Origin of the sequence: Mesorhizobium sp. M6A.T.Ce.TU.016.01.1.1 (assembly GCF_003997065.1) — a bacterium.
GTDB lineage: Bacteria > Pseudomonadota > Alphaproteobacteria > Rhizobiales > Rhizobiaceae > Mesorhizobium > Mesorhizobium mediterraneum.
This window is the reverse complement of sequence record NZ_RZTJ01000006.1, coordinates 16,251-40,634: the sequence shown is the minus strand read 5'-3', so window position 1 is coordinate 40,634 and position 24,384 is coordinate 16,251. Positions and strand designations below refer to the sequence as shown.

Annotated in this window: 25 protein-coding genes; 14 read left to right on the top strand and 11 right to left on the bottom strand. The window is 63.5% G+C overall.

Annotated elements, in window-relative coordinates; genetic code table 11:
* Both EOC94_RS34560 and EOC94_RS13830 read right to left on the bottom strand, forming a co-directional pair.
* Positions 1 to 431 (bottom strand): benzoate/H(+) symporter BenE family transporter (locus EOC94_RS34560; protein WP_245465565.1); only part of this gene is annotated, 431 nt, incomplete at its 3' end.
* Between the two features lie 4 nt (positions 432 to 435).
* Positions 436 to 1,200, bottom strand: a complete 765-nt coding sequence (locus tag EOC94_RS13830; RefSeq protein ID WP_126103982.1) for an alpha/beta hydrolase — start codon at positions 1,198 to 1,200, stop codon at positions 436 to 438.
* Positions 1,201 to 1,411: 211 nt separating this feature from the next.
* Here EOC94_RS13830 and infC point away from each other — a divergent pair, with 211 nt between their 5' ends.
* The 8 genes from infC to pheT all read left to right on the top strand — a co-directional run bounded on the left by infC (position 1,412) and on the right by pheT (position 8,386).
* Positions 1,412 to 1,948 (top strand): translation initiation factor IF-3, encoded by a 537-nt coding sequence (gene infC, locus EOC94_RS13825; RefSeq protein WP_095484453.1) that lies wholly within the window; start codon positions 1,412 to 1,414, stop codon positions 1,946 to 1,948.
* Between the two features lie 151 nt (positions 1,949 to 2,099).
* On the top strand, positions 2,100 to 2,744 hold the full coding sequence (locus EOC94_RS13820; protein ID WP_126103981.1) for an isoprenylcysteine carboxylmethyltransferase family protein: 645 nt from the start codon (positions 2,100 to 2,102) through the stop codon (positions 2,742 to 2,744).
* Positions 2,745 to 2,889: 145 nt separating this feature from the next.
* Positions 2,890 to 3,546 (top strand): isoprenylcysteine carboxylmethyltransferase family protein, encoded by a 657-nt coding sequence (locus EOC94_RS13815; protein WP_127291129.1) that lies wholly within the window; start codon positions 2,890 to 2,892, stop codon positions 3,544 to 3,546.
* A gap of 176 nt (positions 3,547 to 3,722) precedes the next feature.
* The gene (gene rpmI, locus EOC94_RS13810) at positions 3,723 to 3,926 is read left to right on the top strand and encodes a 50S ribosomal protein L35 (RefSeq protein ID WP_006201248.1); all 204 of its coding nucleotides are present in this window, start codon (positions 3,723 to 3,725) and stop codon (positions 3,924 to 3,926) included.
* A gap of 38 nt (positions 3,927 to 3,964) precedes the next feature.
* On the top strand, positions 3,965 to 4,366 hold the full coding sequence (gene rplT / locus EOC94_RS13805) for a 50S ribosomal protein L20 (protein WP_006201247.1): 402 nt from the start codon (positions 3,965 to 3,967) through the stop codon (positions 4,364 to 4,366).
* Between the two features lie 95 nt (positions 4,367 to 4,461).
* On the top strand, positions 4,462 to 5,547 hold the full coding sequence (gene pheS, locus EOC94_RS13800) for a phenylalanine--tRNA ligase subunit alpha (protein WP_127291127.1): 1,086 nt from the start codon (positions 4,462 to 4,464) through the stop codon (positions 5,545 to 5,547).
* Positions 5,544 to 5,981 (top strand): GFA family protein, encoded by a 438-nt coding sequence (locus EOC94_RS13795; protein WP_095484449.1) that lies wholly within the window; start codon positions 5,544 to 5,546, stop codon positions 5,979 to 5,981. Before pheS ends, EOC94_RS13795 begins: the two co-directional genes overlap by 4 nt.
* Complete coding sequence (gene pheT, locus EOC94_RS13790) at positions 5,978 to 8,386, top strand: phenylalanine--tRNA ligase subunit beta (RefSeq protein WP_127291125.1); 2,409 nt, start codon at positions 5,978 to 5,980, stop codon at positions 8,384 to 8,386. The genes EOC94_RS13795 and pheT overlap by 4 nt, the downstream gene beginning before the upstream one ends.
* Before the next feature lie 303 nt (positions 8,387 to 8,689).
* On the opposite strand, the gene EOC94_RS13785 is transcribed toward pheT, so the two are convergent.
* Entirely contained in the window at positions 8,690 to 9,685 is a 996-nt protein-coding gene (locus EOC94_RS13785; protein ID WP_127291123.1) for an aldo/keto reductase, read from the bottom strand.
* 96 nt (positions 9,686 to 9,781) lie between these two features.
* Between EOC94_RS13785 and EOC94_RS13780 the strand changes: the two genes are divergently transcribed.
* The 5 genes from EOC94_RS13780 (at position 9,782) to EOC94_RS13760 (ending at position 15,002) form a co-directional block, all read left to right on the top strand.
* Positions 9,782 to 10,672 (top strand): LysR family transcriptional regulator, encoded by an 891-nt coding sequence (locus EOC94_RS13780; RefSeq protein WP_127291121.1) that lies wholly within the window; start codon positions 9,782 to 9,784, stop codon positions 10,670 to 10,672.
* 28 nt (positions 10,673 to 10,700) lie between these two features.
* On the top strand, positions 10,701 to 11,279 hold the full coding sequence (locus EOC94_RS13775) for a cytochrome b (RefSeq protein ID WP_127291119.1): 579 nt from the start codon (positions 10,701 to 10,703) through the stop codon (positions 11,277 to 11,279).
* A gap of 69 nt (positions 11,280 to 11,348) precedes the next feature.
* The gene (locus EOC94_RS13770; RefSeq protein ID WP_127291117.1) at positions 11,349 to 11,924 is read left to right on the top strand and encodes a YceI family protein; all 576 of its coding nucleotides are present in this window, start codon (positions 11,349 to 11,351) and stop codon (positions 11,922 to 11,924) included.
* Positions 11,925 to 12,254: 330 nt separating this feature from the next.
* On the top strand, positions 12,255 to 13,241 hold the full coding sequence (locus EOC94_RS13765; protein WP_127291115.1) for a Gfo/Idh/MocA family oxidoreductase: 987 nt from the start codon (positions 12,255 to 12,257) through the stop codon (positions 13,239 to 13,241).
* Between the two features lie 102 nt (positions 13,242 to 13,343).
* Positions 13,344 to 15,002: an FAD-binding dehydrogenase gene (locus EOC94_RS13760; protein WP_127291113.1), complete on the top strand. Its 1,659-nt coding sequence runs from the start codon at positions 13,344 to 13,346 to the stop codon at positions 15,000 to 15,002.
* Positions 15,003 to 15,007: 5 nt separating this feature from the next.
* Here the strand turns inward: EOC94_RS13760 and EOC94_RS13755 are convergent, their stop codons facing one another.
* The 7 genes from EOC94_RS13755 to EOC94_RS13720 all read right to left on the bottom strand — a co-directional run bounded on the left by EOC94_RS13755 (position 15,008) and on the right by EOC94_RS13720 (position 22,911).
* On the bottom strand, positions 15,008 to 15,949 hold the full coding sequence (locus EOC94_RS13755; protein WP_127291111.1) for an alpha/beta hydrolase: 942 nt from the start codon (positions 15,947 to 15,949) through the stop codon (positions 15,008 to 15,010).
* A 214-nt stretch (positions 15,950 to 16,163) separates the two neighbouring features.
* On the bottom strand, positions 16,164 to 16,946 hold the full coding sequence (locus tag EOC94_RS13745; protein ID WP_127291107.1) for a carnitinyl-CoA dehydratase: 783 nt from the start codon (positions 16,944 to 16,946) through the stop codon (positions 16,164 to 16,166).
* The gene (locus tag EOC94_RS13740; protein ID WP_127291105.1) at positions 16,939 to 19,017 is read right to left on the bottom strand and encodes an acetate--CoA ligase family protein; all 2,079 of its coding nucleotides are present in this window, start codon (positions 19,015 to 19,017) and stop codon (positions 16,939 to 16,941) included. The genes EOC94_RS13745 and EOC94_RS13740 overlap by 8 nt, the downstream gene beginning before the upstream one ends.
* A gap of 64 nt (positions 19,018 to 19,081) precedes the next feature.
* Positions 19,082 to 20,245, bottom strand: coding sequence for an acyl-CoA dehydrogenase (locus tag EOC94_RS13735; protein ID WP_127291103.1), 1,164 nt, complete (start codon positions 20,243 to 20,245; stop codon positions 19,082 to 19,084).
* A 4-nt stretch (positions 20,246 to 20,249) separates the two neighbouring features.
* On the bottom strand, positions 20,250 to 21,347 hold the full coding sequence (locus EOC94_RS13730; RefSeq protein ID WP_127291101.1) for a carnitine 3-dehydrogenase: 1,098 nt from the start codon (positions 21,345 to 21,347) through the stop codon (positions 20,250 to 20,252).
* On the bottom strand, positions 21,344 to 21,973 hold the full coding sequence (locus EOC94_RS13725) for an HD domain-containing protein (protein ID WP_127204867.1): 630 nt from the start codon (positions 21,971 to 21,973) through the stop codon (positions 21,344 to 21,346). The genes EOC94_RS13730 and EOC94_RS13725 overlap by 4 nt, the downstream gene beginning before the upstream one ends.
* A gap of 26 nt (positions 21,974 to 21,999) precedes the next feature.
* Positions 22,000 to 22,911: a 3-keto-5-aminohexanoate cleavage protein gene (locus EOC94_RS13720; protein ID WP_127204868.1), complete on the bottom strand. Its 912-nt coding sequence runs from the start codon at positions 22,909 to 22,911 to the stop codon at positions 22,000 to 22,002.
* A 126-nt stretch (positions 22,912 to 23,037) separates the two neighbouring features.
* On the opposite strand from EOC94_RS13720, the gene EOC94_RS13715 reads away from it, so the two are divergent.
* Entirely contained in the window at positions 23,038 to 24,018 is a 981-nt protein-coding gene (locus EOC94_RS13715; RefSeq protein WP_127291099.1) for a GlxA family transcriptional regulator, read from the top strand.
* Between the two features lie 7 nt (positions 24,019 to 24,025).
* Here the strand turns inward: EOC94_RS13715 and EOC94_RS13710 are convergent, their stop codons facing one another.
* Positions 24,026 to 24,235 (bottom strand): hypothetical protein, encoded by a 210-nt coding sequence (locus EOC94_RS13710; RefSeq protein WP_095484432.1) that lies wholly within the window; start codon positions 24,233 to 24,235, stop codon positions 24,026 to 24,028.
* Positions 24,236 to 24,384: the final 149 nt, after the last annotated feature.

Sequence of the window (24,384 nt, the reverse complement as noted above, 5' to 3'; positions counted from 1 at the left end):
AGCCACGGGTCGGCGGGAATGGCCTTCACCGCGTTGATGGCGAAGGTGACGACGATGCCGGCAAGCATTCCCGACGCGACCGAGGCCGGTATCCTGGCGATCAGCTTGGTCAAAGGCCTGAACAGGCCGGTGGCGATCAGCAAAATCCCGGTGACTATGAAGGCGCCGACAGCCTCGCCGATTGAAAAGCCGCTCGATGCCGCGATCAGCGCCACCCCCGGCGTCGACCATGCCGCGATGACCGGCATCCTGGTGCGCCATGACAACCACAGGCTCTCGATCGCCATGGCGAGGCAGATCGCCGTCACCCAGCTCGCGGTTTCGACCTGCGTCGCGCCGACCGCCTTGGCGGCGGCGATGACGATGGCCAGCGTGCCGCCGAAGCCGACGATCGCCGCGACGAAGGCGGATACCGGAATGGAAATGCGCATGTCTCTACCCCGCCTGCCGCACCATGGCGTCGACCGCACGTACCAGCATGTCGAGGTCATGCGGCCGCGACAGGCGGTGATCGCCGTCGGGGATCAGCGACAGCGTGACGTCGTCGGCCGGCAGCAGGCCGACCAGCTTCAGCGCATGGCTCGACGGCACGTCAGCATCGGCCAGCCCTTGCAATATGTGGACGGGGCAATGGGTGTCGATTGGCCCGGTCATTGTCAGGTTGTTGCGGCCGTCCTCGATCAGCGCTCGGGTGTAGACGTAAGGCTCGGCCGAATAGTTCGACGGCTCCTCGAAAAAACCCTTTTTGGCAAGGTCTCGCTTCTGCGCTTTGGTCAGCGCCGGCTCGACCAGCTCGGCGGTGAAATCCGGCGCCGGAGCCAGAAGCACCAGGCCGGCGATGCGGTTCTCGCCTGCCTTGTGCGATTCCTGAACCATGCGCAGCGCGATCCATGCGCCCATCGACGAGCCGACCAGGATTTGTCTGCCTTGCGTGAAATGGCGGAAGACAGCGAGGCTCTGCGAAAGCCATTTCGAGATGGTGCCGTCGGCAAAGGCGCCATCCGATTCGCCATGGCCGGAATAATCATGGCGCAGGAAAGCACGACCTTGCCCGCTCGCCCATTCCGACAGCTTCTCGGCCTTGGTGCCCAGCATGTCCGACTTGTAGCCGCCGAGCCAGACAATGCCTGGTGCAGCACCCGCAGCGCGCCTGACAGCGATGCTGGTTCCGTCGACGTCGAGAAAAATCGGTGCGGTCATGGCTAACTCCTCAGGCAGGTCTTTTGGCACGGCTGGCGGTTCAACGAAAAGCGCTCGGCAAGTTTCTTCGTTTGGTGCAGGCTGCGGTCAGGGAACAGGTGATTTCCTGTGAACGCTGTGCTATTGACTCCGGCCGCGCGCTCACCACATTGGCGCGTTCACAAATCTGAACTGAAAATCCTGAACGAAACGGCTCAAGGAGACCACGACCATTCGCAGACCTTTCAAAGCAACGGCGCCCACCAAGGAGGGCCCGCGCTCCAACCGTGACATCCGGGTCCCCCGGGTCCAGCTTATCGACGCCGAAGGCCAGAACCACGGCGATGTCTCCATCAACGACGCATTGTTGCTCGCCGAAGAGGCTGGGCTCGATCTGGTTGAGATATCGCCCAACGCGGTGCCGCCCGTCGTAAAAATCCTCGATCTCGGCAAGCTGAAATACGCCAACCAGAAGAAGGCGGCCGAGGCGCGCAAGAACCAGAAGGTCATCGAGATCAAGGAGATCAAGATGCGCCCCAACATCGACAGTCATGACTACGAGACCAAGATGAAAGCCGTCCGGCGGTTTTTCGAAGAAGGTGACAAGGTCAAGCTGACATTGCGCTTTCGCGGCCGCGAGATGGCGCATATGGAACTCGGCATGCAGCTTCTGAACAAGGTTCGCGAGGAAGTGGCGCCGATCGCCAAGGTCGAAGCCGAACCGAAGCTCGAAGGCCGCCAGATGATGATGGTGCTGGCACCCCGCTAAAAGCGATTCCGTCAAAGCAAAGGCCGCTTCGGCGGCCTTTTGTTTTTGTTTTTGTCTTCGCCATGATTTCTCCGCAAGTTGCCCATGATTTCTCCGCAAGTTGCATCGACAAGGAACCTGGTTGCCGGTCCTCGCGGCAAAGGATTGTTCCATGGCCGCTGCGGCACGTTCTCCGATCGAAAAGTCGTTCGACGAAATGGGCCGCTATCAGCGGCGCCGGCGCATCCTGCTGGCGCTGCTGGTTGGCGTTTTTTGCGCTTTGCTGATCTTCGGCGGCTCCGCGCACGATGAGCTTGGCCACGAACGCATAGAGGGGCAGTACGGCGTCGCCCTGATACTGATCGGGATCGGCGGCCGGCTCTGGTCGATCCTCTATATCGGCGATCGCAAGTCGGCCGAAGTGGTTGCTACCGGCCCATATTCGGTGATGCGCAACCCCTTGTATTTTTTCTCTACCGTAGCGGCCGCCGGCATCGGCGCCCAGACCGGCAGCGTGATCGTCTCGGTGGCGTCGGCGGTTTTGTGCGCGGCCGCGTTCTACATCGTCACGCTGCGCGAGGAACGGCATTTGACCACCGTGCTCGGGGCGCCGTACAAGGACTACATCGCACGGGTGCCGCGGTTTTTTCCCAATCCCCTGCTTTTTCGCGATCAGGCCGAGGTCACCTTCACACCGCGCGTCTTCAATCACACGCTGCGCGATGGCTTGATGTTCCTGGCTTCCATACCGTTTTTCGAACTCATCGAGTCCGGACAGGAAAGCGGTGTAATTCCCGTCCTCTTCTGGCTGTATTGAGCTGCGGATGCCGGCAAAAGAGGCGACATGCATTAAATCCGCCTGAATTATCCTACAAAGGCGTCCCGGCGATCGGCGGGGCGCCTGTTTTCTTAGCCAGACGCTGCGATCGCCGGCAAAGTTCCTCGACGATCGGATTCCCGACATGCTCAATGAAGTTAAATCGGCGCAGGCCGAACAAGTGCAGGCCAAGCGTGCGCTGGGCAGCTACCAGCACGCGCGCAGGATGGTGCTTGCCGTGCTCGTGCTCGTCATGTTCGTGGCGCTGCTGTTCGGCCAATCTGCCTTTCCTCCCGAAAGCGTGCCGCACGAAACGATCGAAATGGTCGGCATCCTGCTGATCTTTCTCGGCATTGTCGGGCGCTTGTGGTCGACGCTCTATATCGGCGGACGCAAATCCTCCGAGGTGGTCACCGGCGGACCCTATTCGATTACCCGCAATCCGCTCTATGTCTTCTCCTCGATGGCTGCCGCCGGCGTCGGCGCGCAGATGGGCTCGATCACCGCGACGGTAGGCTTCGCGGTGATTTGCGCCGCCGCCTTTCATGTCGTCATCCTGCGCGAGGAGAAGTTCCTGAAGGAAGCACTCGGCACTCCATTCCAGGCCTATGTGGCGCGGGTGCCGCGCTTCTTCCCGAAGCTTTCGCTGTATCAGGAAGGCGACACCGGCAGCTTCAAGCCGCGCCTGCTGCGCACGACGCTGCTGGACGGATTGGTGTTCCTCGTTGCCTTGCCGTTTTTCGAGTTGATCGACGGCGCCCAACAGTCGGGCATACTGCCGGTGCTGTTCCGTTTCCCATGAGTGCTGGTGTTGCTGAGCACTGGGTGTTGCGCGCCGGCCCGCTTTGACGTATAGGACCGCCGTTCCCAAAAACCGCCCGGCAGGGCATGCCGTGGCGGTTTCATTTGCTTTTCGGGCTTTGGTCGGCCTGAAGCGAACAAAAAGCGCGATGATGCGCATATAAACGGAGTAGCAAAATGCCCAAGATGAAGACCAAGTCAGCCGCCAAGAAGCGGTTCAAGATCACAGGTACGGGTAAAGTCCTGTCGGCTGCGGCCGGCAAGCGTCACGGCATGATTAAGCGTTCCAACAAGTTCATTCGAAATGCCCGCGGCACGATGGTTCTGGCTGAACCGGATGGCAAGAAGGTCATCAAGAATTTTCTGCCGAACGGCCTCTAAGGCATTCGGTCTGGACAGCGTTTTAAGGAGATCATGACATGGCACGCGTAAAAAGAGGCGTCACCTCGCACGCCAAGCACAAGAAGGTCCTGAAAGCCGCCAAGGGTTTCTACGGCCGTCGCAAGAACACCATCCGCATCGCCAAGCAGGCGGTGGAAAAGTCGCTGCAGTATGCCTACCGCGACCGCAAGAACCGCAAGCGTTCGTTCCGCGCTCTGTGGATCCAGCGCATCAATGCCGCGACCCACGAGCATGGCCTGACCTATGGCCGCTTCATCGACGGCCTCAACAAGGCCGGCATCGAGATCGACCGCAAGATCCTGTCGGATATGGCCATCCACGAGCCGCAGGCATTTGCCGCACTTGTGGCTAAGGCGAAGGTCGCGCTTGAATACCTCAAGAACACCACGCCGAACGCTTTTGAAAGCGCTGTCGCCTAAGCCAGCGCTTCCCAAGCATTCGCAATTCTGATTTTGGGGAACCCGCGCTGGCACGGCTGGCGCGGGTTTTCTTTGCTTCCAATCGAGTCTGAAACATGAGTGACATGGAAACTCTCGAAAATTCCCTGATGACCGACATTGCGTCGGCCGCCGACGAGCAGGCGATCGAAGCCGTGCGTGTTTCAGCGCTCGGCAAGAAGGGCTCGGTCTCAGAAATGCTGAAGACGCTCGGCTCGATGAGCGCAGAAGAGCGCCAGATAAAAGGCCCGGCTATCAACGGCCTCAAGAACCGCGTCACCGAGGCGCTTACAGCGCGCCGCGCCGAGCTGAAGGACGTGGCGATCTCAGCCAGGCTCGCGGCGGAAAAGGTCGACGTCACGCTGCCGGTGCGGCAATCGCCGGCCGAGCGCGGTCGTATCCATCCGATCAGCCAGGTCAGCGACGAGATCGCCGCCATCTTCGGTGACCTCGGCTTTGCCATCGCAGAAGGTCCCGATATCGAGACCGATTATTACAATTTCACCGCGCTGAATTTCCCGGAAGGCCATCCGGCGCGCGAGATGCACGACACCTTCTTCTTCCAGCCGGACGAGAAGGGCGAGCGCAAGCTGTTGCGCACCCACACCTCGCCGGTGCAGATCCGCACCATGGAGGCGCAGAAGCCGCCGATCCGCATCGTCATTCCCGGAAAAACCTACCGGCAGGATTCCGATGCCACCCACTCGCCGATGTTCCATCAGGTCGAGGGTCTGGTGATCGACAAGACAGCCAATGTCGCCAACATGAAATGGGTGCTGGAGGAGTTCTGTAAGGCCTTCTTCGAGGTGCCACAGGTCAAGATGCGCTTCCGGCCGTCCTTCTTCCCGTTCACCGAACCCAGCATGGAGGTCGACATCCAGTGCGACCGTTCGCGGCCGGGCGAGGTGCGCTTCGGTGAAGGCTCCGACTGGATGGAGATCCTCGGTTGCGGCATGGTCCACCCCAATGTGTTGAGATATGGCGGGCTCGATCCCGACGAGTATCAGGGCTTTGCCTGGGGCATGGGCATCGACCGCATCGCCATGCTGAAATACGGCATGCCGGACCTGCGCGCCTTCTTCGACGCCGATGTGCGCTGGCTGTCGCATTACGGCTTCCGGCCGCTCGACATGCCGACGCTATTCGCAGGCTTGAGCGCATGACAGCGGCCCACACCGGCGGCTGCCGCTGCGGCGCCGTGCGGTTCGAGGCTTCGGCCGAACCGCACCATGTCAGCTATTGCCATTGCGGCGATTGCCGGCGGGCCAGTGGCGCGCCGGTGTCGGCCTTCGTCGGGTTCCTGACTGAGCAGGTCGCCTTTACGGGCAAGGCGCTGAAGATGTTCGAGAACGGGTCGGTGACGCGCTCCTTTTGCGGTGTCTGCGGCTCGCCGATCGCCTATGTCGACGAGCGGCTGGCCGACCACATCTATTTTATGCTCGGCGCCATGGACATGCCGGCCTATTTCAAGCCGATGCACCACGCCCATGTACGCGAGCAGCTTCCCTTCGTGCACATGCCGGACGACTTGCCGCGCCATCTGAAGACCAGCGTGCCCAGGCCTGACGGGCAAAGACCAGACGGAACACAGTCATGAAATTCACTCTCTCCTGGCTCAAGGACCACCTCGAGACCGACGCCTCGCTGGCCGAAATCGTCGAGCGGCTGACCTCGATCGGCCTCGAAGTCGAGCATGTCGACGACAAGGCGAGCCTGAAACCCTTCGTCATCGCCAAGGTGCTGACGGCGGTGCAGCATCCCGACGCCGACCGGCTGCGCGTGCTGACCGTCGACACCGGCGACGGCAAGCCGCCGGTGCAGGTTGTCTGTGGAGCGCCGAACGCCCGCGCGGGCCTGATCGGCGCCTTTGCAGCGCCCGGCACCTATGTTCCCGGCATCGACGTGACGCTGACGGTCGGCAAGATCCGCGGCGTAGAAAGTCATGGCATGATGTGCTCCGAGCGCGAGCTCGAGCTTTCTGACGAGCATGACGGCATCATCGATCTGCCGGAAGATGCGCCGGTCGGCATCAGCTACGCCGCCTATGCGCATCTCGACGATCCGCTGATCGAGATCAACCTGACGCCGAACCGACCGGATGCGACCAGCGTGTACGGCATTGCCAGGGATCTCGCGGCAAGCGGGCTCGGCACGCTGAAGGCAGCGCCGGTCGAGGCGATCCCCGGCAAGGGCGAGACGCCGGTCAAGGTGACGATCGAGGCGCCGGAGCTCTGCCCCGGTTTTGCGCTGCGCCTGGTGCGCGGTGTGAAAAACGGCCCGTCGCCGAAATGGCTGCAGCAAAGGCTGATCGCCATTGGTCTGCGGCCGATCAGCGCGCTGGTCGACATCACCAACTATGTCACCTTCGACCGCGGCCGGCCCTTGCATGTGTTCGACGCGAACAAGGTCGCCGGCAACCTGGTCGTGCGCCGAGCGCGCGACGGCGAAAAGGTGCTGGCGCTCGACGGCCGCGAATACACGCTGACGCCTGATATGTGCGTGATAGCAGACCAGGACGGCGTCGAGTCGATCGCCGGCATAATGGGCGGCGAGCATTCCGGCTGCGACGAGAACACCACTGACGTGCTGATCGAATCGGCACTTTGGGACCCGATCACCACCGCCCGCACCGGCAGGACGCTCGGCATCATCAGCGACGCGCGCTACCGCTTCGAGCGCGGCGTCGACCCTGAATTCATGGTGCCCGGCGTGGAGCTGGCGACCAGACTGGTGCTGGATTTCTTGGGCGGCACGCCGACCGAAACCGAAGTCGTCGGCTATGCCGGCCATGTCGAGAAGATCGTTTCCTTCCCGCTGTCGGAAGTGAAGCGGCTGACCGGCATCGAGGTGCCGAGGGACGAGAGCCTCGGCATCCTGAACCGCCTCGGCTTCAAGCCGGAAGGCGCGGGCGATGTCGTCAATGTGGCGGTCCCGTCCTGGCGGCCGGATGTCGACGGCAAGGCCGACCTGGTCGAAGAGGTCATGCGCATCCATGGCGTCGACAATATCGCGCCGCAGCCGCTCGGCGCCCATGATGCCGTCAACGCCAAGATCCTGACCGTGCTGCAGATCCGCACCCGGGCGGCCAAGCGGGCGCTGGCGGTGCGCGGCATGATGGAGGCCGTCACCTGGTCGTTCATTCCGGCAAAACATGCCGAACTGTTCGGTGGCGGCCAAACAGCGCTCAAGCTCGCCAATCCGATCGCCGCCGACATGTCGGACATGCGGCCGTCGCTGCTGCCGGGCCTGATCGCCGCAGCCCAGCGCAATGCCGACAAGGGCGTCGGCGATGTCGCGCTGTTCGAAGTGTCGGGCACCTATGAGGGCGATGCGGCCGACCAGCAGCGGCGCGTCGCTGCCGGTGTGCGGCGCGGCACGGCCAAGCTCGACGGCTCCGGCCGCAACTGGGCCGGCAATGCCGGTCCGGTCGGCGTGTTCGACGCCAAGGCCGACGCGATCGCCGCGCTCGAAGCCTGCGGCGCGCCGGTCGAGCGGCTGCAGATCGAGGCCGGCGGGCCGGCCTGGTATCATCCCGGCCGTTCCGGCACGATCAAGCTCGGGCCTAAAGTCATTTTGGGGACGTTCGGCGAATTCCATCCGAAGACGCTGGAGGGGCTGGATGTCTCCGGCCCGCTTTGCGGCTTCGAGGTTTTCGTCGACGCCGTGCCCGAGCCGAAGGCCAAGCCGACGCGGACAAAGCCGAAGCTGGAGCTGTCCGCCTTCCAGGCGGTCAAGCGCGATTTCGCCTTCGTCGTCGACAAAGCGGTCGAAGCCGCCACGCTAACCCGCGCCGCCCTTGCCGCCGACAAGAAGCTGATCACCAATGTCTCGGTCTTCGACGTGTTCGAAGGGGCATCGCTGGGTGCTGCCAAGAAATCGATCGCCATCGAGGTGTCGATCCAGCCGGTGGAGAAGACGCTGACCGACGAGGATTTCGAGGCGCTGGCCAAGCGCATCGTTGAGAATGTGCACAAGCAGACCGGTGGCGTGCTGCGAGCATAAATTTGGAAACAAGAAGGGGCGCCGCGCCGGCTTTTGCCTTCTCCCCTTGTGGGAGAAGGTGGATTGGCGCGCAGCGCCAAGACGGATGAGGGGTGTTGGACGGAGTGCGGCGGTGCCAAGCTGGAGCACCCCTCATCCGTCGCCTTCGGCGACACCTTCTCCCACAAGGGGAGAAGGGAGAGCCGCGCGAGGCTGGACGGCGGCGAGACAAGCGGCTCGCCCCGGATGAGGGGGGCGAACTCAAGCCTGAGGCGATTGCCCTAGCCGAAGCCGCCCCCTTTGAATTTTCATCCAGCCCGCCGTTTATCCATTCACCAGCGCCAGCGCCGCTTCGGTGTAGCGCTTGCCGACCACCTTTTCCGGCGACAACGCGTCGCCGATGGCCGCCACCTCGGCTTGGCTCAGCGCGACCTGTGCCGCTGCCGCGTTCTGCTCCAGATGGCGGATTTTTCGCGCGCCGGGGATCGGCACGATGAAATCGCCCTGATGCAGCACCCAGGCGAGCGCCAACTGCGCCGGCGTGACGCCCTTCTCCGCCGCCATTGTCTCCAGCGTGGCGATAACAGCCGCATTGGCGGCCATGGCGTCGGCCTGGAAGCGCGGCAGGGTGAGGCGCCAGTCGTCGGCGCCGAGAGCCTCTGGCTTGGCGATCGTGCCGGTCAGCAGGCCGCGGCCGAGCGGGCTGTAAGGCACAAAGCCGATGCCGAGCTCGCGGCAGACGGCAAACACCTCTTCTTCCGGATCGCGGCTCCACAGCGAGTATTCGCTCTGCACGGCTGATATCGGATGCACGGCATGCGCCCGGCGAATGGTCGCCGCGCTCGCCTCCGACAGGCCGAGCGCGCGCACCTTGCCTTCGCGCACCAGCTCGGCCATGGCGCCGACCGTATCCTCGATCGGCACATTGGGGTCGACACGATGCTGGTAGTAGAGATCGATCACCTCGATGCCCAGCCGCTTCAATGAGGCTTCGGCGACTGCCTTGACGTGTTCGGGACGGCTGTCGACGCCGGCCATGCGCTCGACGCCATTGCCTTCTTCCAGGATCTTGAAGCCGAACTTTGTCGCGATCGTCACCTCGTCGCGCACCGGCTTCAACGCCTTGCCGAGCAGGATCTCGTTCTCGTAAGGCCCATACACCTCGGCCGTGTCGAAGAAATTGACGCCGATCTCGACGGCGCGGCGCAGCGTGGCGATCGCGCCGGCCTCCGGCTGGCCGCCATAGCCGAAGCTCATCCCCATGCAGCCGAGGCCGACCGGATAGACGTCAAGTTCATTTCCAAGCTTGCGGGTTTGCATCACGCGTCTCCTTGTTGTGATGCGGCGGAGATAGCGCCTTGCAGCGCGTTCGATAATCGGCTCTCTTTCGCACGGGCTGTTCTAAAGAATAGAGCAATGAACCGAACTCACCTCTCACAGCTTGTAGTGTTGGCAACCGTCGCCCAGTGCGGCAGCTTTCGCGGCGCCGCCAGGGAACTCGGCATCGCGCCATCCGCAGTCAGCCATGCTGTATCGAGCCTGGAAGCACGTCTTGGCGTGCGGCTCCTGGCGCGCAGCACGCGTAGCGTCGCCCCGACCGAGGAAGGCGCCCAGCTGCTCGAGCGGCTGAGGCCGGCATTGTCCGAAATCGACCTCGCCCTGGAAGCGGCGGTCGAGGCGCGCGACCGGCCGGCCGGCAATCTCAGGCTGACCGTGCCGCGCACCGCAGCCCACCTGGCGCTGACGCCGCGGCTCGGCGCCTTTGCATCGGCCTACCCGGACGTCGTGCTGGAGATCGTCATCGAGGATCGCTTCACCGATGTGGTCGAAGGCGGCTTCGACGCCGGCGTACGGCTCGGTGAGAGCCTGCAGCGCGACATGATCGCGGTGCGCATCGGGCCAAACCTTCGCGGCGCCGTCGTCGGCGCGCCATCCTATTTCGCGACCATGCCCAGACCGCGCCATCCGCACGATCTCGTAGGTCATCGTTGCCTCCGTTTCCGTTTCTCCAGCGGCATCCTCTACCGCTGGGAGTTCGAGAAGGACGGCGAGGCGATCGAGATGGCGGTGCAGGGGCCACTGATCCTCGATGAGGATCATTTGGTCGCCAATGCGGCAGTCGACGGTGCCGGCCTTGCCTTCCTGTTCGAGGACTATGTCCGCGAGGCGTTGGCCACCGGCCGACTCATTCGCGTGCTGGAGGACTGGTGCCCGTCCTTCGACGGTTTTTTCGTCTACTATCCGAGCCGCCGCCAGATGCGGCCGGCGCTCAGGGCCTTTGTCGATTTCTTCAAGATAGCCGGATGAAAGCCGGGCTCGCCGGCGTTCACTTCCCATGCCCGCATTGATCACAAACGACACCACCCGCTATGGCTGGGCGGCGATCGTCCTCCATTGGCTGATCGCCGCGATCGTCATCGGCCAGTTCGTGCTCGGCTTCGTCATGATGCGGGTGTCCAGCCAGCGCACCGCCTTCGAGCTGATCCAGCAGCACAAATCTTTCGGTTTCTTGCTGCTCGGCTTGGTGATCCTGCGCATTGCCTGGCGGCTCGGCAATGCGGTGCCGGCGCTGCCACGCTCAGTCGGACGCTTCGAGCGCCGGGCGGCGCCGCTCGTTCATTTCGCGCTCTACGCGTTTCAGCTTGCGCTGCCTCTGTCCGGCTGGGCGCTGGTATCAGTGTCGATGCTGGAGATACCGAGCGTGCCGTTCAACCTGTTCGTCATGCCGGACCTGCCACTCGCGGAATCGGACACGGCGGAAAGCTTCTGGATCTCAACGCATTGGTATCTCGCTTATGCTGGCATCGGACTTGTCGCCCTGCATATCGCCGCGGCGCTGCGCCATCATTTCTGGCTGAAGGACGCGGTGCTGACGCGCATGGTCCGGCCTTCGTCAAATCACGAGGCGGAATAGAGCTAGCGGTTCATTCGTTCACGGGGTGAGGCGCGGAGAACGCGTTGCCTGCAAGAAAAGGATCAATCCATGTATGCGCGCATCCTCGGATTTGCGGCGGTCGCCACTTGTCTTGCCATGCCTGTTTTCGCGGCGGTCACCCTTGGTGATGCCGCCGGCAGCTACACGATCAGCCCGGCCGGTTCGAGCATTCGCTTCTCGATCGGCAAGCTCGGTGGCGGCGGATTCGACGGCGCCTTTGCCCGTTTCAAGGGCAGCATCCGCATCGACAACAGCGATGTCGGGCGCTCGCGTGTCAATATCACCATCTTTCCCGAAAGCGTCGGCACCGGCCAGAGCCGCATCGACGCCTTCCTTCGCTCCGACGCGGTGGTCGACGCCGCCAACAACCCGGAAATCCAGTTCCGCTCGACCAGCGTGAAACGCACCGGCGAGACGTCAGCCCTTATCACCGGCCGGCTGACGGCGCGCGGCAAGACTTTTCCGGAAAAGTTCACTGCCGAGCTTAGCGGCCTCAAGGCGGGCACGATAAAATTCCATGTCACCGGCAAGGTGCTGCGGTCGCGCTACGGCATGGATGTCGGCACACCGATCTATTCAAACGTCGTCGACTTCGACATGACGCTGACCGGCAGGCGAGGTTAGTACCTCTGCGCGGTGGGTTTGACTGGTCGTTCCTTTCGTTCGCACATCGCATACTTTCGCTATTGGCAGAGACATCTCTCACTTCGTCATCCTGGGGCGGAGCAAGGAGCGAAGCGACGCGGCGCAGACCCCAGGATCCATGCCGGGACATCAAAGCGTTGCAACGGTTCAGAATTCTGTTTCGTCGCATTCCTCGGCGACTGTCGCGGCATGGATCCTCGGGTCAAGCCCGAGGATGACGAAAGTGCGGATCGACGAGCCAGTGTCTGATTGGCTTTTCTCCTGAATTAGGGCAAACCTCGTCGTCTGCAATCGAGAGGGAGAAACCGGATGTTCCGATGGGGTGTTTTGTCGACGGCCAAGATCGGCCGCGAGCATCTTTTGCCCGCAATAGTCGAGGCGGAGAACGGCGTGCTGTCCGCCATCGCCAGCCGTGACCTGTCGAAGGCCCGTGCCCTGGCCGATCGTTTCGGCGCGCCCCATGCTTTCGGTTCCTATGACGAGCTGCTCGCATCCAAGGAGGTCGACGGCGTCTACATTCCGCTGCCGACCGCGCAGCATGTCGAATGGACTGCGAAGGCCATTCAAGCCGGCAAGCATGTTCTGGTCGAAAAGCCGCTGGCGCTCGATGCCAAGGACATTCCGCCGCTAATCAAGCTGCGCGATGCCAAAAACGTGCTGGTCTGCGAAGCCTTCATGGTCGTCTACCACCCGCAATGGATCAAGGTGCGCGAGCTGATCGCCAACGGCGCCATCGGCCGGCTGCGCCATGTCCAGGGCGCGTTCTCCTACTACAATGTCGATCCCGCCAACATGCGCAACCAGCTCGACCTCGGCGGCGGCGCGCTGCCCGACATCGGTGTCTATCCGACAGTGTCGACGCGCTTTTCGACGGGCAAGGAGCCGCTGCGCGTCCAGGCGACGATCGAGCGCGACAAGACGTTCGGCACCGACATCTACTCCTCGATCCGCGCTGATTTCGGCGACTTCGAACTGTCGTTCTACCTGTCGACGCAGATGGCGGCGCGGCAGGTGATGGTGTTCCACGGCGAGAAGGGCTTCATCGAGGTGCTTTCGCCATTCAACGCCGGTATCTACGATCATCATCGCATTGAGCTGCACAACCAGAAACACAGCGAGGCGCAAGTGTTCCGCTTCCCCGGCATGCAGCAGTACCGGCTGGAGGTCGAGGCCTTCGCGCGGGCGGCACAGGGCGGCACGGACCGCGTCTTCACGCTGGAAGAATCGGTGCTCAACCAGAAGGTCATCGACGCCATCTTCCGCGCCGGCGAGAAGGAAGGCTGGGAGACGGTCTGATAACTAAGCAGGTTCCGCAAAAGTGTCCCCACGGTTTTGCGACAAGAACCTGCGACAAACCAAAGAATCAAAGCCGGAGAGGAGAGCCCCGGGGAGGAGAGAATGGCTGACGATGCCGATGTGATCATTGTCGGCGCCGGCCTTGCCGGCCTCGTCGCCGCGGCCGAGCTGGCCGAAGCCGGCAAGAAGACCATCATCGTCGACCAGGAGCCGGAACAGTCGCTCGGCGGCCAGGCATTCTGGTCGCTTGGCGGCATCTTCCTCGTCGATTCGCCCGAGCAGCGGCGCATGCGCATCCGCGATTCGCATGATCTGGCGCTCGAGGATTGGCTGGGCACCGCCGCCTTCGACCGCCCGGAAGATCTCTGGCCGCGACGCTGGGCCGAGGCCTATGTCGGCTTTGCCGCCGGCGAAAAGCGCTCCTGGCTCATGCAGCGCGGCATAAAGTTCTTTCCCGTGGTCGGCTGGGCGGAGCGCGGCGGCGGCAACGCCGTCGGCCATGGCAATTCCGTGCCCCGCTTCCACGTCACCTGGGGTACCGGGCCCGGCGTGCTCGAGCCGTTCGTTCAGCGCGTGCGCGAGGCCGAGAAGAGCGGGCTGGTCCGCTTCAGATTCCGCCACCGCGTCAATGAACTGACAAGGACGGGCGGCGTCGTCGACGGCGTTCGCGGCGACATGTTGGCGCCGAGCGATGTCGAGCGCGGCCGCAAGAGTTCGCGCGAAATCGCTGGCGATTTCGAGCTCAAGGCGCAAGCGGTCATCGTCGCTTCCGGCGGCATCGGCGGCAATCCCGAGCTTGTCCGGAAAAACTGGCCGCAGCGGCTGGGCACGCCGCCCAGGCGCATGATCAGCGGTGTTCCTGACCATGTCGACGGCCGCATGCTGGCGATCACCGAGGCGGCCGGCGGCAGCATCATCAACCGCGACCGCATGTGGCACTATGTCGAGGGCATCAAGAACTGGGCGCCGCTCTGGACCGACCATGCCATCCGCATCCTGCCCGGCCCGTCATCGCTGTGGCTCGACGCCCGCGGCAAGCGCCTGCCGGTGCCGCTCTATCCCGGCTTCGACACGCTGGGCACGCTCAGCCACATCATGGGCACCGGCTTCGACTATTCCTGGTTCATCCTGACCCAAAAAATCATTCAGAAGGAGTTCGCGCTGTCGGGCTCCGAACAGAACTCCGATCTCACTGGAAAGAGCTGGCGCCAGGTGCTCGGCCGCGCAACATCAGGCGTTCCCGGTCCGGTGAAGGCATTCATGGAGAAGGGCGAGGATTTCATCGTCGAGCCTGATTTGCCGGCGCTGGTCGCCCGCATGAACGCGCTTGTCGGTGGCGAGCCGCTGCTTGAGCTTCGCCAGGTCGAGCGCGAAATCCGCGCCCGTGACCGGCAGCTCGACAATCCGTTCTCCAAGGACATGCAGATCACCGCCCTGCGCGGCGCTCGCGCCTATCTCGGCGACCGGCTGATCCGCACGGCCAGGCCGCACAAGATGCTAGATCCTGCCAATGGCCCGCTGATCGCGGTCAGGCTCAACATATTGACCCGCAAGACGCTGGGCGGCTTGCAGACCGATCTCGGCAGCCGAGTGCTGGATGCCGAGGGCCAGCCGATCGAAGGGCTCTATGCCGTCGGCGAAGCCGCCGGTTTCGGCGGCGGCGGCATGCATGGCTATGCAGCGCTGGAAGGCACGTTTCTCGGTGGCTGCATTTTTTCCGGCCGCAGCGCCGGCCGCGCCGCGTCACGCGGGGTGGGGTAGAGCCCTCACCAGATCCATTCGCCGCGTCCCAGAACCGACACAGCGTCGACGATGCGGGTGAAGCTCGAACGGGCGTGGCCGACCGTATGCCTGGCTCTGAGATAGCCATGCACCAGCCCCGGCTCCTCCAACCAGTAGGCGTGGCCGTCCGCCGCAACGATGCGGTCGCGATAGGCCTCTCCGTCTGACGACAGCGGATCGCATTGCGCGGTGATCAGCACGGTCGGCGGCAGATTGGCAAAATCGGCATCGGCCAGCGGCGACAGAGTGAGATCGCCGGTGCGGTCCTCGCCGCCAGTCCTGATATTCGTGTAGAAATCGAGGTCGCGCACCGTCAGCAACGGCGCTTCGGCATGGGCCACGTAGGACCCTTGCGAGCGGTCGCCGCCAAGACCGGGATAGATCAGCACCTGGCCGATCGGCCTTCGCGCATGGCCGCGTGTTGCGTGGCTGACGGAGGCGCAGAGATTGCCGCCGGCGCTGTCGCCGCAAAGCAGGATCGCGCGCTTATAAGTTGTCGCCGCCCATTCGAAGGCGCTGATGGCATCGTCGAAGGCAGCCGGATGAAGATGTTCCGGCGCTAGCCGATAGTCGACCGAAACCACTTCATAGCCGGTGCGGCTGCAAAGCTCGGCGCAGACGTCGTCATGGCTGTCGAGTCCGCCGAGGATAAAACCGCCGCCATGGAAATAAAGCACCATCGCCGCCGCTTCCGGCGCCGGTGTGCGATAGACGCGGATCGGGATGGGATGAGAGGGCGTGGCAATGGCGGTGGTCTCCGCCGTCACGCCTTGGGGATAGCCGGCAGAGAACTCACGGCACATGCGGTCGTAGATTTCACGCTGCTGATCGATCGTGTAGTCGATCGTGTCAGGCGGGTAATAGGAATTGGTCCGCTCGATGAAGGCCCAGGTCTCGGCGTCGATCAGCTTATTGTAGTCGGTCATGGGAGGAGACCAACCTGCGACGACGGCGCCCAGGCACCCCCCTCTGCCCTGCCGGGCATCTCCCCCTCAAGCGGGGAAATTGGCAGCTTCGGGCTCGGCGCTTTCCCTGCGACATAGAAGATTGACGAAAGCCTTCGCGACATCCGATCTCCCCCCTTGAGGGGGAGATGCCCGGAAGGGCAGAGGGGGGTGCCTCGCGCCATCATCTCCGACGTTATCGTCCCTTCCACACAGGCTGGCGCTTCTCCGCAAAGGCACGAAAACCTTCCATGTTGTCCTCCGAACCGTAGAGGACATCGACGGTCGGCAGCTGCCTGCGCGTCACCCGGTTCATCGCGTCCTGGAAGGTGAGCGATTCGGCGACCCGGGCCGTCTCCTTGATCGCGGCGAAGACCAGCGGCGGACCGCCGGCCAGCAGCCGTGCGACCTCCCAGACGCGGTCCTCGAGCCTGTCCTTAGGCAGCACCTCATTGACCAGGCCCCAGCGATGCGCCTCTGCGACATCCATCCAGCGGCCGGTGAGCAAAAGATCCATGGCGACATGATAGGGGATGCGCTTCGGCAGCTTGATCGTCGCCGCATCGGCAAGCGTGCCGGCGCGGATTTCGGGCAGCGCGAAGGAGGAATGATCGGAGGCGTAGATGAGGTCGCAGGACAGCGCCAGCTCGAAGCCGCCGCCGACCGCCATGCCGTTGACGCAGGCGATGACCGGCTTGTTGAGGTCGCGCAGTTCCTGCAGCCCGCCGAACCCGCCGACGCCATAGTCGCCGTCGACCGCATCGCCGCCGGCCGCAGCCTTCAGGTCCCAGCCGGCGCAGAAGAACTTGTCGCCGGCAGTCCTGACGATGGCGACCCGCAGATCCGGATCGTCGCGGAACGCCTTGAACGTCTCTCCCATCAGCCGCGAGGTCTTCAGATCGATGGCATTGGCCTTGGGCCGGTCGAGCGTGACTTCTAGGATCGTGCCCTCGCGGCGCGTTGAAATGACGTCAGACATTCTTTTTCTCTCCAAGCACCAGCAGCGCGTCGGCGATCCAGGCGCCTTTGCCTTGCGCGCAGACAATCAGCGGATTGATGTCGAGTTCCTCGATCTCGCCGGCATTTTCCTGCACGAAGGCGGCGATGCCTGATATTGCATCGATGGCCGCCGCGACATCGGCCTTCGGCCGACCGCGATAGCCTTCGAGCAGCGGGAACAATTTGAGCCCGCGCAGGGCCGCCTCGATGTCGTCGCGTGTCGCCGGCAGCATCAGCGTGACGCTGTCGCGCAACAGCTCGACCAGCACGCCACCGGTGCCGAGCGTCATCACCGCGCCGAACATCGGGTCGCGGGTGAAGCCGACGAGCAGCTCGGCGACGCCGTCGCGCACCATGCGCTCGACATAGAGGCCGGTGCCGAGCGGCTCGAGATCATGGGCGGCGGTGCTGACGGATTCGGCATCCCTGAGGTTGAGCCGCACCGCGCCAAGCTCGGATTTGTGGGTGACGCCCAATGCCTTCAGCGCTACCGGAAAGCCGAGCGCCATCGACGAGATCACCGCCTCGACGGCGTTGCCGGCGCGTTCGCCCCTGGGCACGGGAAGCCCGGCCTCGATCAGCCGTGCTTTCGCCTCGGCCTCATCAGGTGTGACATGGTCGCCACTCGGTGCACCGGAAGCGGAGGTGTCGATCGGCTGCGCCTGCGGCTCGCGCCAGGCCCAGCCGATAAAGGCTGCCGCCTGGGCGGCGTCCATGGCCTCGGAAATGCCGAACAACGGCACCATGCCGCGCGCCGTCAGTCCGGCGGTGTATTCCTCGGGCAGGTTCTCCGGCAGCGACGAGACGATCGCGCCCCGCGCCTTGTTGGTCTTCAGCGCCGATTCGAAGGCACGTAGCGTCGCCCACCAGTCGGTGTCCGAGCAACGGTCGGGACGCGGGAAGTCGAGCACCAGCATGTTGAGGTCGAAGCCGCCCGACACCATGGCGGTGAAGGTGGCGGTCATCGCCGGCTCGTTGTTCCAGATGAAGGTGTGGTAGTCGAGCGGGTTAGCCACTGCAACCAGCGGCCCGAGCGTCGATTTGACGTGCGCACGGTGCTCGGCGGTCAGCGCCGGGAAGTTCACCCAGCGGCCTTCGGCGCTGTCGGCCATGACCGATGCCTCGCCGCCCGAACAGCTCATCGACGACAGCCGGTAGCCGGGCAGGGGGCCGGTGACGTGCAAGAGCTTGAGTGCCTCGATGAAGGCAGGGATGGAATCAACGCGGGCGATGCCGAGTCGCCTCAGGAAGGCGCCGGAAGCTGCATCGGAGCCGGCCAACGATGCGGTATGCGTGACCGTCGCTTGCCGCGCCTGCTCGGAGCGGCCGACCTTCATGGCGATGATTGGTTTTCTCAACTCACGCGCCCGCGCCGCCAGCCTTTCGAAGCCGGCCACCGAATCGAAGGCCTCGATATGCAGGCCGAGCGCAGTGACGCGGTCGTCCTCGATCAGGCCGAGCGCCATTTCGGAAAGGCCGGTCTGCGCCTGGTTGCCGGCGGTCATTAGAAAGGCGATCGGCAGGCCGCGCTTCTGCATGGTCATGTTGATGGCGATGTTGGAGGACTGTGTGATGATGGCAACGCCGCGGCCACCCTCGACCAGCCTGATGCCGCCATGCTGGTCGGGCCATAAAAGCGCGCCGTCGGCATAATTGATCAGGCCGTAGCAGTTCGGCCCGATGATCGGCATCTGGCCGGCCACTGCGACCAGTTCGGCCTGCAGCCGCTCGCCGTCCTCGTCATAGGCCTCGGTCTCGAGAAAGCCGGCGGCAAAGCAGACGGCGCCGCCAGCGCCGCGTTCGGCCAGCGCCTTGACCACCTCGATGGTCAAATGCCGGTTGACGCCGACAAAGGCAGCGTCGGGAGCGCCGGGCAGGTCGGCCACGGAACGATAGGCTTTGCGCCCGGCGACCTCGTCCTTGGTCGGGTGCACCGGCCAGATCTCGCCGGCAAAGCCCATCTTGATCGATTGCGCGACGACGGCAGCCGCCTGCGCGCCGCCGAACACGGCAATGGAGCGTGGACGCAGGAGACGTTCAAGTCTGTGCATGGTCATCTTTTCGTCTGATCATGATCTTTTCCAAAAACCGGATTCCACTTTTTGGGATCATGCTCTAAGCCCCAAACGGGCGCAGCAGCGCCCGCGAGATAATGTGGCGCTGGATTTCCGACGTGCCTTCCCAGATGCGCTCGACGCGGGCGTCGCGCCAGATGCGCTCCAGCGGCAAATCGTCCATCAGCCCCATGCCGCCGTGGATCTGGATCGCCTCGTCGGCGACGAAGGCGAGCATTTCGGTGGCCTTCAGCTTGGCCATGGCCATGTCCTGATCGGTGACGGTGCCCTGATCGTACTTCCAGCCGGCTTCGAACACCATCAAATCGGCAGCCTTCAATTCGGTTGCCATGTCGGCAAGTTTGAACGACACGCCCTGGAACTTGCCGATCTGCTGGCCGAACTGCTGGCGCTGCGCGGCGTATTCGATGGCATGGCCAAGCGCCCGCTCGGCACGGCCAAGGCAGGTCGCGCCGACCTGCAGGCGGGTTGCGCCGAGCCATGAATTGGCGACGTCGAAACCCTTGTGAACCTCGCCGAGCACTTGGGTTCCAGGCAGCCGGCAATCGTCGAATTCGAGGATGGCATTGGTGTAGCCGCGATGCGACACGTTGCGGTAGCCGTCGCGCACGGCAAAGCCCTTGGTGCCCTTGTCGACGAAAAAGGCGGTGATCTTCTTGCGTTTTCCACGCGAAGTTTCTTCCTCCCCCGAGGCCATGAAGACGATGGCGAAATCGGCGAGATCGGCATGGCTGATGAAATGCTTGGTGCCGTTCAACACCCAGTCGTCGCCGTCCTGGACCGCGGTCGCCTTCATGCCGCGCAGGTCGGAGCCGGCGCCCGGCTCGGTCATCGCCAGGCAGTCCCATTTCTCGCCGCGAATGCAGGGATAAAGGTATTTCTCGCGCTGCTCCGGCGTGCCGGCCAAAAGGATGTTGGAGGGCCGCGCCACGCAGGTCCAGTGCAGCGCATAATTGGCACGGCCAAGCTCCTTTTCGTAGAGCAGCCAGGTCACCGTATCGAGCCCGGCGCCGCCGACATCCGCCGGCATGTTGGCGGCATAGAGCCCGGCTTCGATCGCCTTGGCCTTGATCTCCTCGATCAGCTCGCGACGCAGCACGCCGGTACGTTCGACTTCGCGCTCATGCGGATAGAGTTCGTTCTCGACGAAGGCGCGCGTCGTCTCGACGATGAGTTTCTGTTCTTCCGAAAGACCAAAATCCATGGTCTCAGCCTTTCTTCTTTTTCTTCGGCTTTTCAGCTTTGGCCTTCACCGGCTTGCTCGCCTTAGCCTTCTCGGCCGCCTTGGAAGTGGCGGGCTTCTTCGCCGCAAGCTTGGCGAGTTGCTTGGTATAGTCCTTGTGCAAGGCGCCGGCGCCCCAGCCCTTGCCTTTGTTCTGCTTCGACAGCGCATCCATGATGGCGACCAGATTGTCGTCGCGGATCTTTTCGAGCTCGCGGATCGACAGTCCATGCGCCTGGTCGTCCGACTGGGTGGCGATCAGGTCGACCAGCTCGTCGTTGAATTCCGGCACATCCATCAGCTTGGTCCACGGCCATTTCAGGCACGGCCCGAACTGCGCCATGAAATGGCGCATGCCGGCCTCGCCGCCGGCGACGCGATAGACCTGGAACATGCCCATCTGTGCCCAGCGCAGGCCGAAGCCATAGCGCATGATGTCGTCGAGTTCCTCGACCGTGCAGATACCGTCCTTGATCAGCCACAGCGCCTCGCGCCATGCCGCCTCCAGCAGGCGGTCGCCGACGAACGCCTCGATCTCCTTGCGGATCACCACCGGCTTCATGCCGATCGAGGCATACATCTCCTTGGCAACCTCGATCGCCTCGGGAAAGGTCTGTTGGCCGCCGACGATCTCGACCAGCGGCAAGAGGTAGACCGGGTTGAACGGATGACCGACGACCAGCCGCTCTGGATGCTTCTTCATCGCCACCTGCATGTCGGTCGGCTTGATGCCGGAGGTCGACGAGCCGACGATGGCGTTGGCCGGCGCATAAAGGTCGATCTCGGCCAGCACGCGGTGCTTCAGGTCTAGCCTTTCGGGCACGCTTTCCTGGATGAAATCGGCATCGGCGACTGCGTCGGCGATGGTCTTGGCAAAGGTCAGTTTGCCCTCTTTTGGCAGGCCGCCGGGCAGCATCTGCTTGTAGGCGCGGCGTGCGCCTTTCATCACTTCGCCGACCTTGCGCGCGGCTTCCGGGTCGGGGTCGAAGATCGCCACGTCGATGCCGTTCAAGAGCAGCCGCGCCACCCAGCCGGCGCCGATGACGCCGCCGCCGATGGCGGCTGCCTTGGTGATGATGCTCATGCGGAGGCTCCGGTTCTTGTCCTGGCTACTTTGGAATCGATGAGAGGCACTCGCTCGCCGGCGCGGATCACGGTGGGGTCATAGGCCTTGCGCGCAAACACTTCGAGCACGAAGGGCCGGAAGAAGTCGATCGGTAGCGTCTCGTAGTCCGGATCGAAGCTCGACTGGTCCCAGCCCTCGCAAAACTCATCGCAGTCGTCGAAATAATGATGGCCGGCGAACCGGTCGCGCGCATGCGGATTGCCGCCGAGATGGTGGGCGTAATAGAGGCGCTGGAAGTCGCCGTGCTTTTCCACCACCCAGGTGCACTGCTCGCGCACGAAAGGTTTTAGGATCGAAGCCGCATATTCGTCGTGATTGTAGGGTGCGTAGATGTCGCCGATGTCGTGCAGCAGCGCGCAGGCGATCCAGTCGGTATCGGCGCCGTCGCGCCATGCGCGCGTCGCCGCCTGCAGCGAATGGCCAAGCCGGGTGATCTTGTAGCCGGACAGCCCCTCGTCGAGCTGGACAAGCGCGTCAAGCAGCCGCTCGCCGGTCTTCGCCGCATAGTCGATCTCGTGCTCGGTGAGGAAGGCGTAATCCTCGCGGTCGCCGTCCTTCATGGCGGTGAATTTCACGGTCTTCATCGGCGGCTCCTCCCTACCGATTCCCTTCAAAGCGGCGCGCGCTTCGTCAGGTTGAGCTTCTTGCGCACTTCATCCGGGCCGATGACCCTCGCGCCCATGTTCGACACGATGCTGACCGCCCGCTCGACCAGCTGCGCGTTGGTGGCCAGCACGCCCTTGTCGAGCCAGAGATTGTCCTCGAGCCCGACGCGGACATTGCCGCCGGCCAGCACCGCGGCGGCGGCATAGGCCATCTGGTTGCGGCCGATGGAAAAGGCCGACCAGGTCCAGCTCGACGGCACGTTGTTGACCATGGCCATGAAGGTGTTGAGATCATCCGGCGCGCCCCATGGCACGCCCATGCACAATTGCACGAGAGCATCCGGATCCAGCACCTTTTCCTCGACCAATTGCTTGGCAAACCACAGATGGCCGGTGTCGAAGGCCTCGATCTCCGGCTTGACGCCGAGCGCCGTCATCATGCCGCCCATGGTGCGCAGCATGCCGGGCGTGTTGGTCATCACGTAGTCGGCCTCGGCGAAATTCATGGTGCCGCAGTCGAGCGTGCAGATTTCCGGCAGGCACTGGCGCACGTGTTCCACGCGGTTGGTGGCGCCGCCCATATCGGTGGCTTTTTCGTTCAGCGGCAGCGGGTTTTCCGGCGAGCCGAACACCATGTCGCCGCCCATTCCGGCGGTCAGGTTCAGCACCACGTCGACGTCTGCCGCGCGGATGCGCTCGGTCACTTCGCGGTAGAGATGCACGTCACGCCTAGGCTTGCCGGTTTCGGGATCACGCACATGGCAGTGCACGATCGCCGCACCCGCCTTTGCCGCATCGATGGCCGAATCGGCGATCTGCTTGGGCGAACGCGGCACATGCGGGCTGCGGTCCTGCGAGCTGCCGGACCCGGTCACGGCACAGGTAATGAAAACCTCACGGTTCATCGCAAGCGGCATGGACTTTTCTCCCAATCAGCACAGACGGTTCCGATCAAACATGGCCCAATCAAACATGGGCCCAATCGAGCAGATGGCAACAATGCCTGACTTGCCGGAAACTGTTTTGCGTTTTACGAAGGCCATATGATAAAAAGCGAAAAGCCGTCGATCTTTCGCGCTGAGCGCGCGCCGCTCAAGGTGACGTTGCTGGTGTTTTCCGGCTCGTCGATCATGTGCGTTGCATCGGCCGTCGATCCGCTGCGCGCCGCCAACCGTATTGCCGGCGAGACGCTGTTCGATTTCAGGCTGGTTTCGGTGACCGGCGAAGCGCCGCTCACAACATGCGGCCTGCCGGTTGCGGTCAGCGGCCGCTTCGATGCAGCGGACACAACCGATATGCTTGTTGTGGTCGCCGGCTTCGGCACGCAGAACTATGCCACATCAGCTCTGCTTTCCGGCCTGCGCCGTGCGGCGCGCGCCGCGCGCGCCTGCGGCGGTGTCGAGGCCGGTACGTGGCTGGTTGCCCGCGCGGGCTTGCTGGAAGGGCGCAGCGCCACCACCCACTGGGAGGACATGGAGGATTTCTCGTCGGCTTTTCCCGGCATCGATGTACGCCCGGACCGCTACGTCATCGACGGGCCGGTCTTCACCTCCGGCGGCGCCTCGCCGACCTTCGATCTGATGCTGCATCTGATTCGCACGCGGCTCGGCATGGCCGTCGCGCTCGATGTGGCAAGTGTCTTCATCTACGACCAGGCGCGGGCGGCGACCGATGCGCAGCCGCTGGTCTCGCTCGGCCGCCTCGACGGCTACGATCCGCGGCTGGCGCAAGCCATCCGGCTGATGGAAACCCATGTCGACCAGCCTTTGACCATTGCCGCGGTGGCAAAGCGCGCCGGGGTGACTGCGCGAACCTTGGAAAGCATTTTTCGCAAATCGATCGGCGAAACGCCGGGCGCCTATTATCTCAGGCTGCGGCTGGGTGCCGCGCGCCGGCTGGTGGTCGACACGCGCGTGGCCATGGCCGATATTGCCGGGCGGACAGGATTCTCGTCCGCCGCGGCATTTTCCAGGGCGTTTTCAAGAGCTTTCGGCGAAGCGCCGGTCAGGCTGCGTCAGAGATAATGGGGGATTAGGCAGCGTCCTGGCGGTCGCTGTTGCCGTCGATCTGCGAGCGCATCTGTCTCGCAAGGTGGGTCTCGAAGCGGCTGGCGACCGCGCGATCCCATTCGTTTGCACTGCGCGCACCATGCTTCGGATGCGGCAGCGCCATCAGCCGGTCGATGATCGATCCGGCCTCGCCAGATGAGAGCAGGGCGTCGATTTCGCGTTCGTGCTGCATATCGTTTCGCCTCCTTCTTTCTGTTCCCGCCACGAGCCACACTATAGGAGGTTCGTGACGGCTGTTTGAAGGCAAGAGCGAGGCGATTGAGGGGCGGTGCGAGGCAAAACCTTGTCGTCGGTTCTGCCCTCGCTGCAATGCTGTTTCGG

Excerpts from the sequence above, each read along its gene's own strand:
- EOC94_RS13795 (WP_095484449.1), top strand. The coding sequence starts at position 5,544 with ATGACAGCGGCCCACACCGGCGGCTGCCGCTGCGGCGCCGTGCGGTTC.
- EOC94_RS13815 (WP_127291129.1), top strand. The coding sequence starts at position 2,890 with ATGCTCAATGAAGTTAAATCGGCGCAGGCCGAACAAGTGCAGGCCAAG.
- rplT (WP_006201247.1), top strand. The coding sequence starts at position 3,965 with ATGGCACGCGTAAAAAGAGGCGTCACCTCGCACGCCAAGCACAAGAAG.
- EOC94_RS13745 (WP_127291107.1), bottom strand. The coding sequence starts at position 16,946 with ATGTCTGACGTCATTTCAACGCGCCGCGAGGGCACGATCCTAGAAGTC.
- EOC94_RS13765 (WP_127291115.1), top strand. The coding sequence starts at position 12,255 with ATGTTCCGATGGGGTGTTTTGTCGACGGCCAAGATCGGCCGCGAGCAT.
- EOC94_RS13785 (WP_127291123.1), bottom strand. The coding sequence starts at position 9,685 with ATGCAAACCCGCAAGCTTGGAAATGAACTTGACGTCTATCCGGTCGGC.
- EOC94_RS13740 (WP_127291105.1), bottom strand. The coding sequence starts at position 19,017 with ATGCACAGACTTGAACGTCTCCTGCGTCCACGCTCCATTGCCGTGTTC.
- EOC94_RS13780 (WP_127291121.1), top strand. The coding sequence starts at position 9,782 with ATGAACCGAACTCACCTCTCACAGCTTGTAGTGTTGGCAACCGTCGCC.
- EOC94_RS13775 (WP_127291119.1), top strand. The coding sequence starts at position 10,701 with ATGCCCGCATTGATCACAAACGACACCACCCGCTATGGCTGGGCGGCG.
- EOC94_RS13760 (WP_127291113.1), top strand. The coding sequence starts at position 13,344 with ATGGCTGACGATGCCGATGTGATCATTGTCGGCGCCGGCCTTGCCGGC.
- pheS (WP_127291127.1), top strand. The coding sequence starts at position 4,462 with ATGAGTGACATGGAAACTCTCGAAAATTCCCTGATGACCGACATTGCG.
- EOC94_RS13755 (WP_127291111.1), bottom strand. The coding sequence starts at position 15,949 with ATGACCGACTACAATAAGCTGATCGACGCCGAGACCTGGGCCTTCATC.
- EOC94_RS13725 (WP_127204867.1), bottom strand. The coding sequence starts at position 21,973 with ATGAAGACCGTGAAATTCACCGCCATGAAGGACGGCGACCGCGAGGAT.
- EOC94_RS13820 (WP_126103981.1), top strand. The coding sequence starts at position 2,100 with ATGGCCGCTGCGGCACGTTCTCCGATCGAAAAGTCGTTCGACGAAATG.
- EOC94_RS13730 (WP_127291101.1), bottom strand. The coding sequence starts at position 21,347 with ATGAGCATCATCACCAAGGCAGCCGCCATCGGCGGCGGCGTCATCGGC.
- EOC94_RS13720 (WP_127204868.1), bottom strand. The coding sequence starts at position 22,911 with ATGCCGCTTGCGATGAACCGTGAGGTTTTCATTACCTGTGCCGTGACC.
- EOC94_RS13830 (WP_126103982.1), bottom strand. The coding sequence starts at position 1,200 with ATGACCGCACCGATTTTTCTCGACGTCGACGGAACCAGCATCGCTGTC.
- EOC94_RS13715 (WP_127291099.1), top strand. The coding sequence starts at position 23,038 with ATGATAAAAAGCGAAAAGCCGTCGATCTTTCGCGCTGAGCGCGCGCCG.
- EOC94_RS13770 (WP_127291117.1), top strand. The coding sequence starts at position 11,349 with ATGTATGCGCGCATCCTCGGATTTGCGGCGGTCGCCACTTGTCTTGCC.
- EOC94_RS13710 (WP_095484432.1), bottom strand. The coding sequence starts at position 24,235 with ATGCAGCACGAACGCGAAATCGACGCCCTGCTCTCATCTGGCGAGGCC.
- pheT (WP_127291125.1), top strand. The coding sequence starts at position 5,978 with ATGAAATTCACTCTCTCCTGGCTCAAGGACCACCTCGAGACCGACGCC.
- EOC94_RS13735 (WP_127291103.1), bottom strand. The coding sequence starts at position 20,245 with ATGGATTTTGGTCTTTCGGAAGAACAGAAACTCATCGTCGAGACGACG.
- rpmI (WP_006201248.1), top strand. The coding sequence starts at position 3,723 with ATGCCCAAGATGAAGACCAAGTCAGCCGCCAAGAAGCGGTTCAAGATC.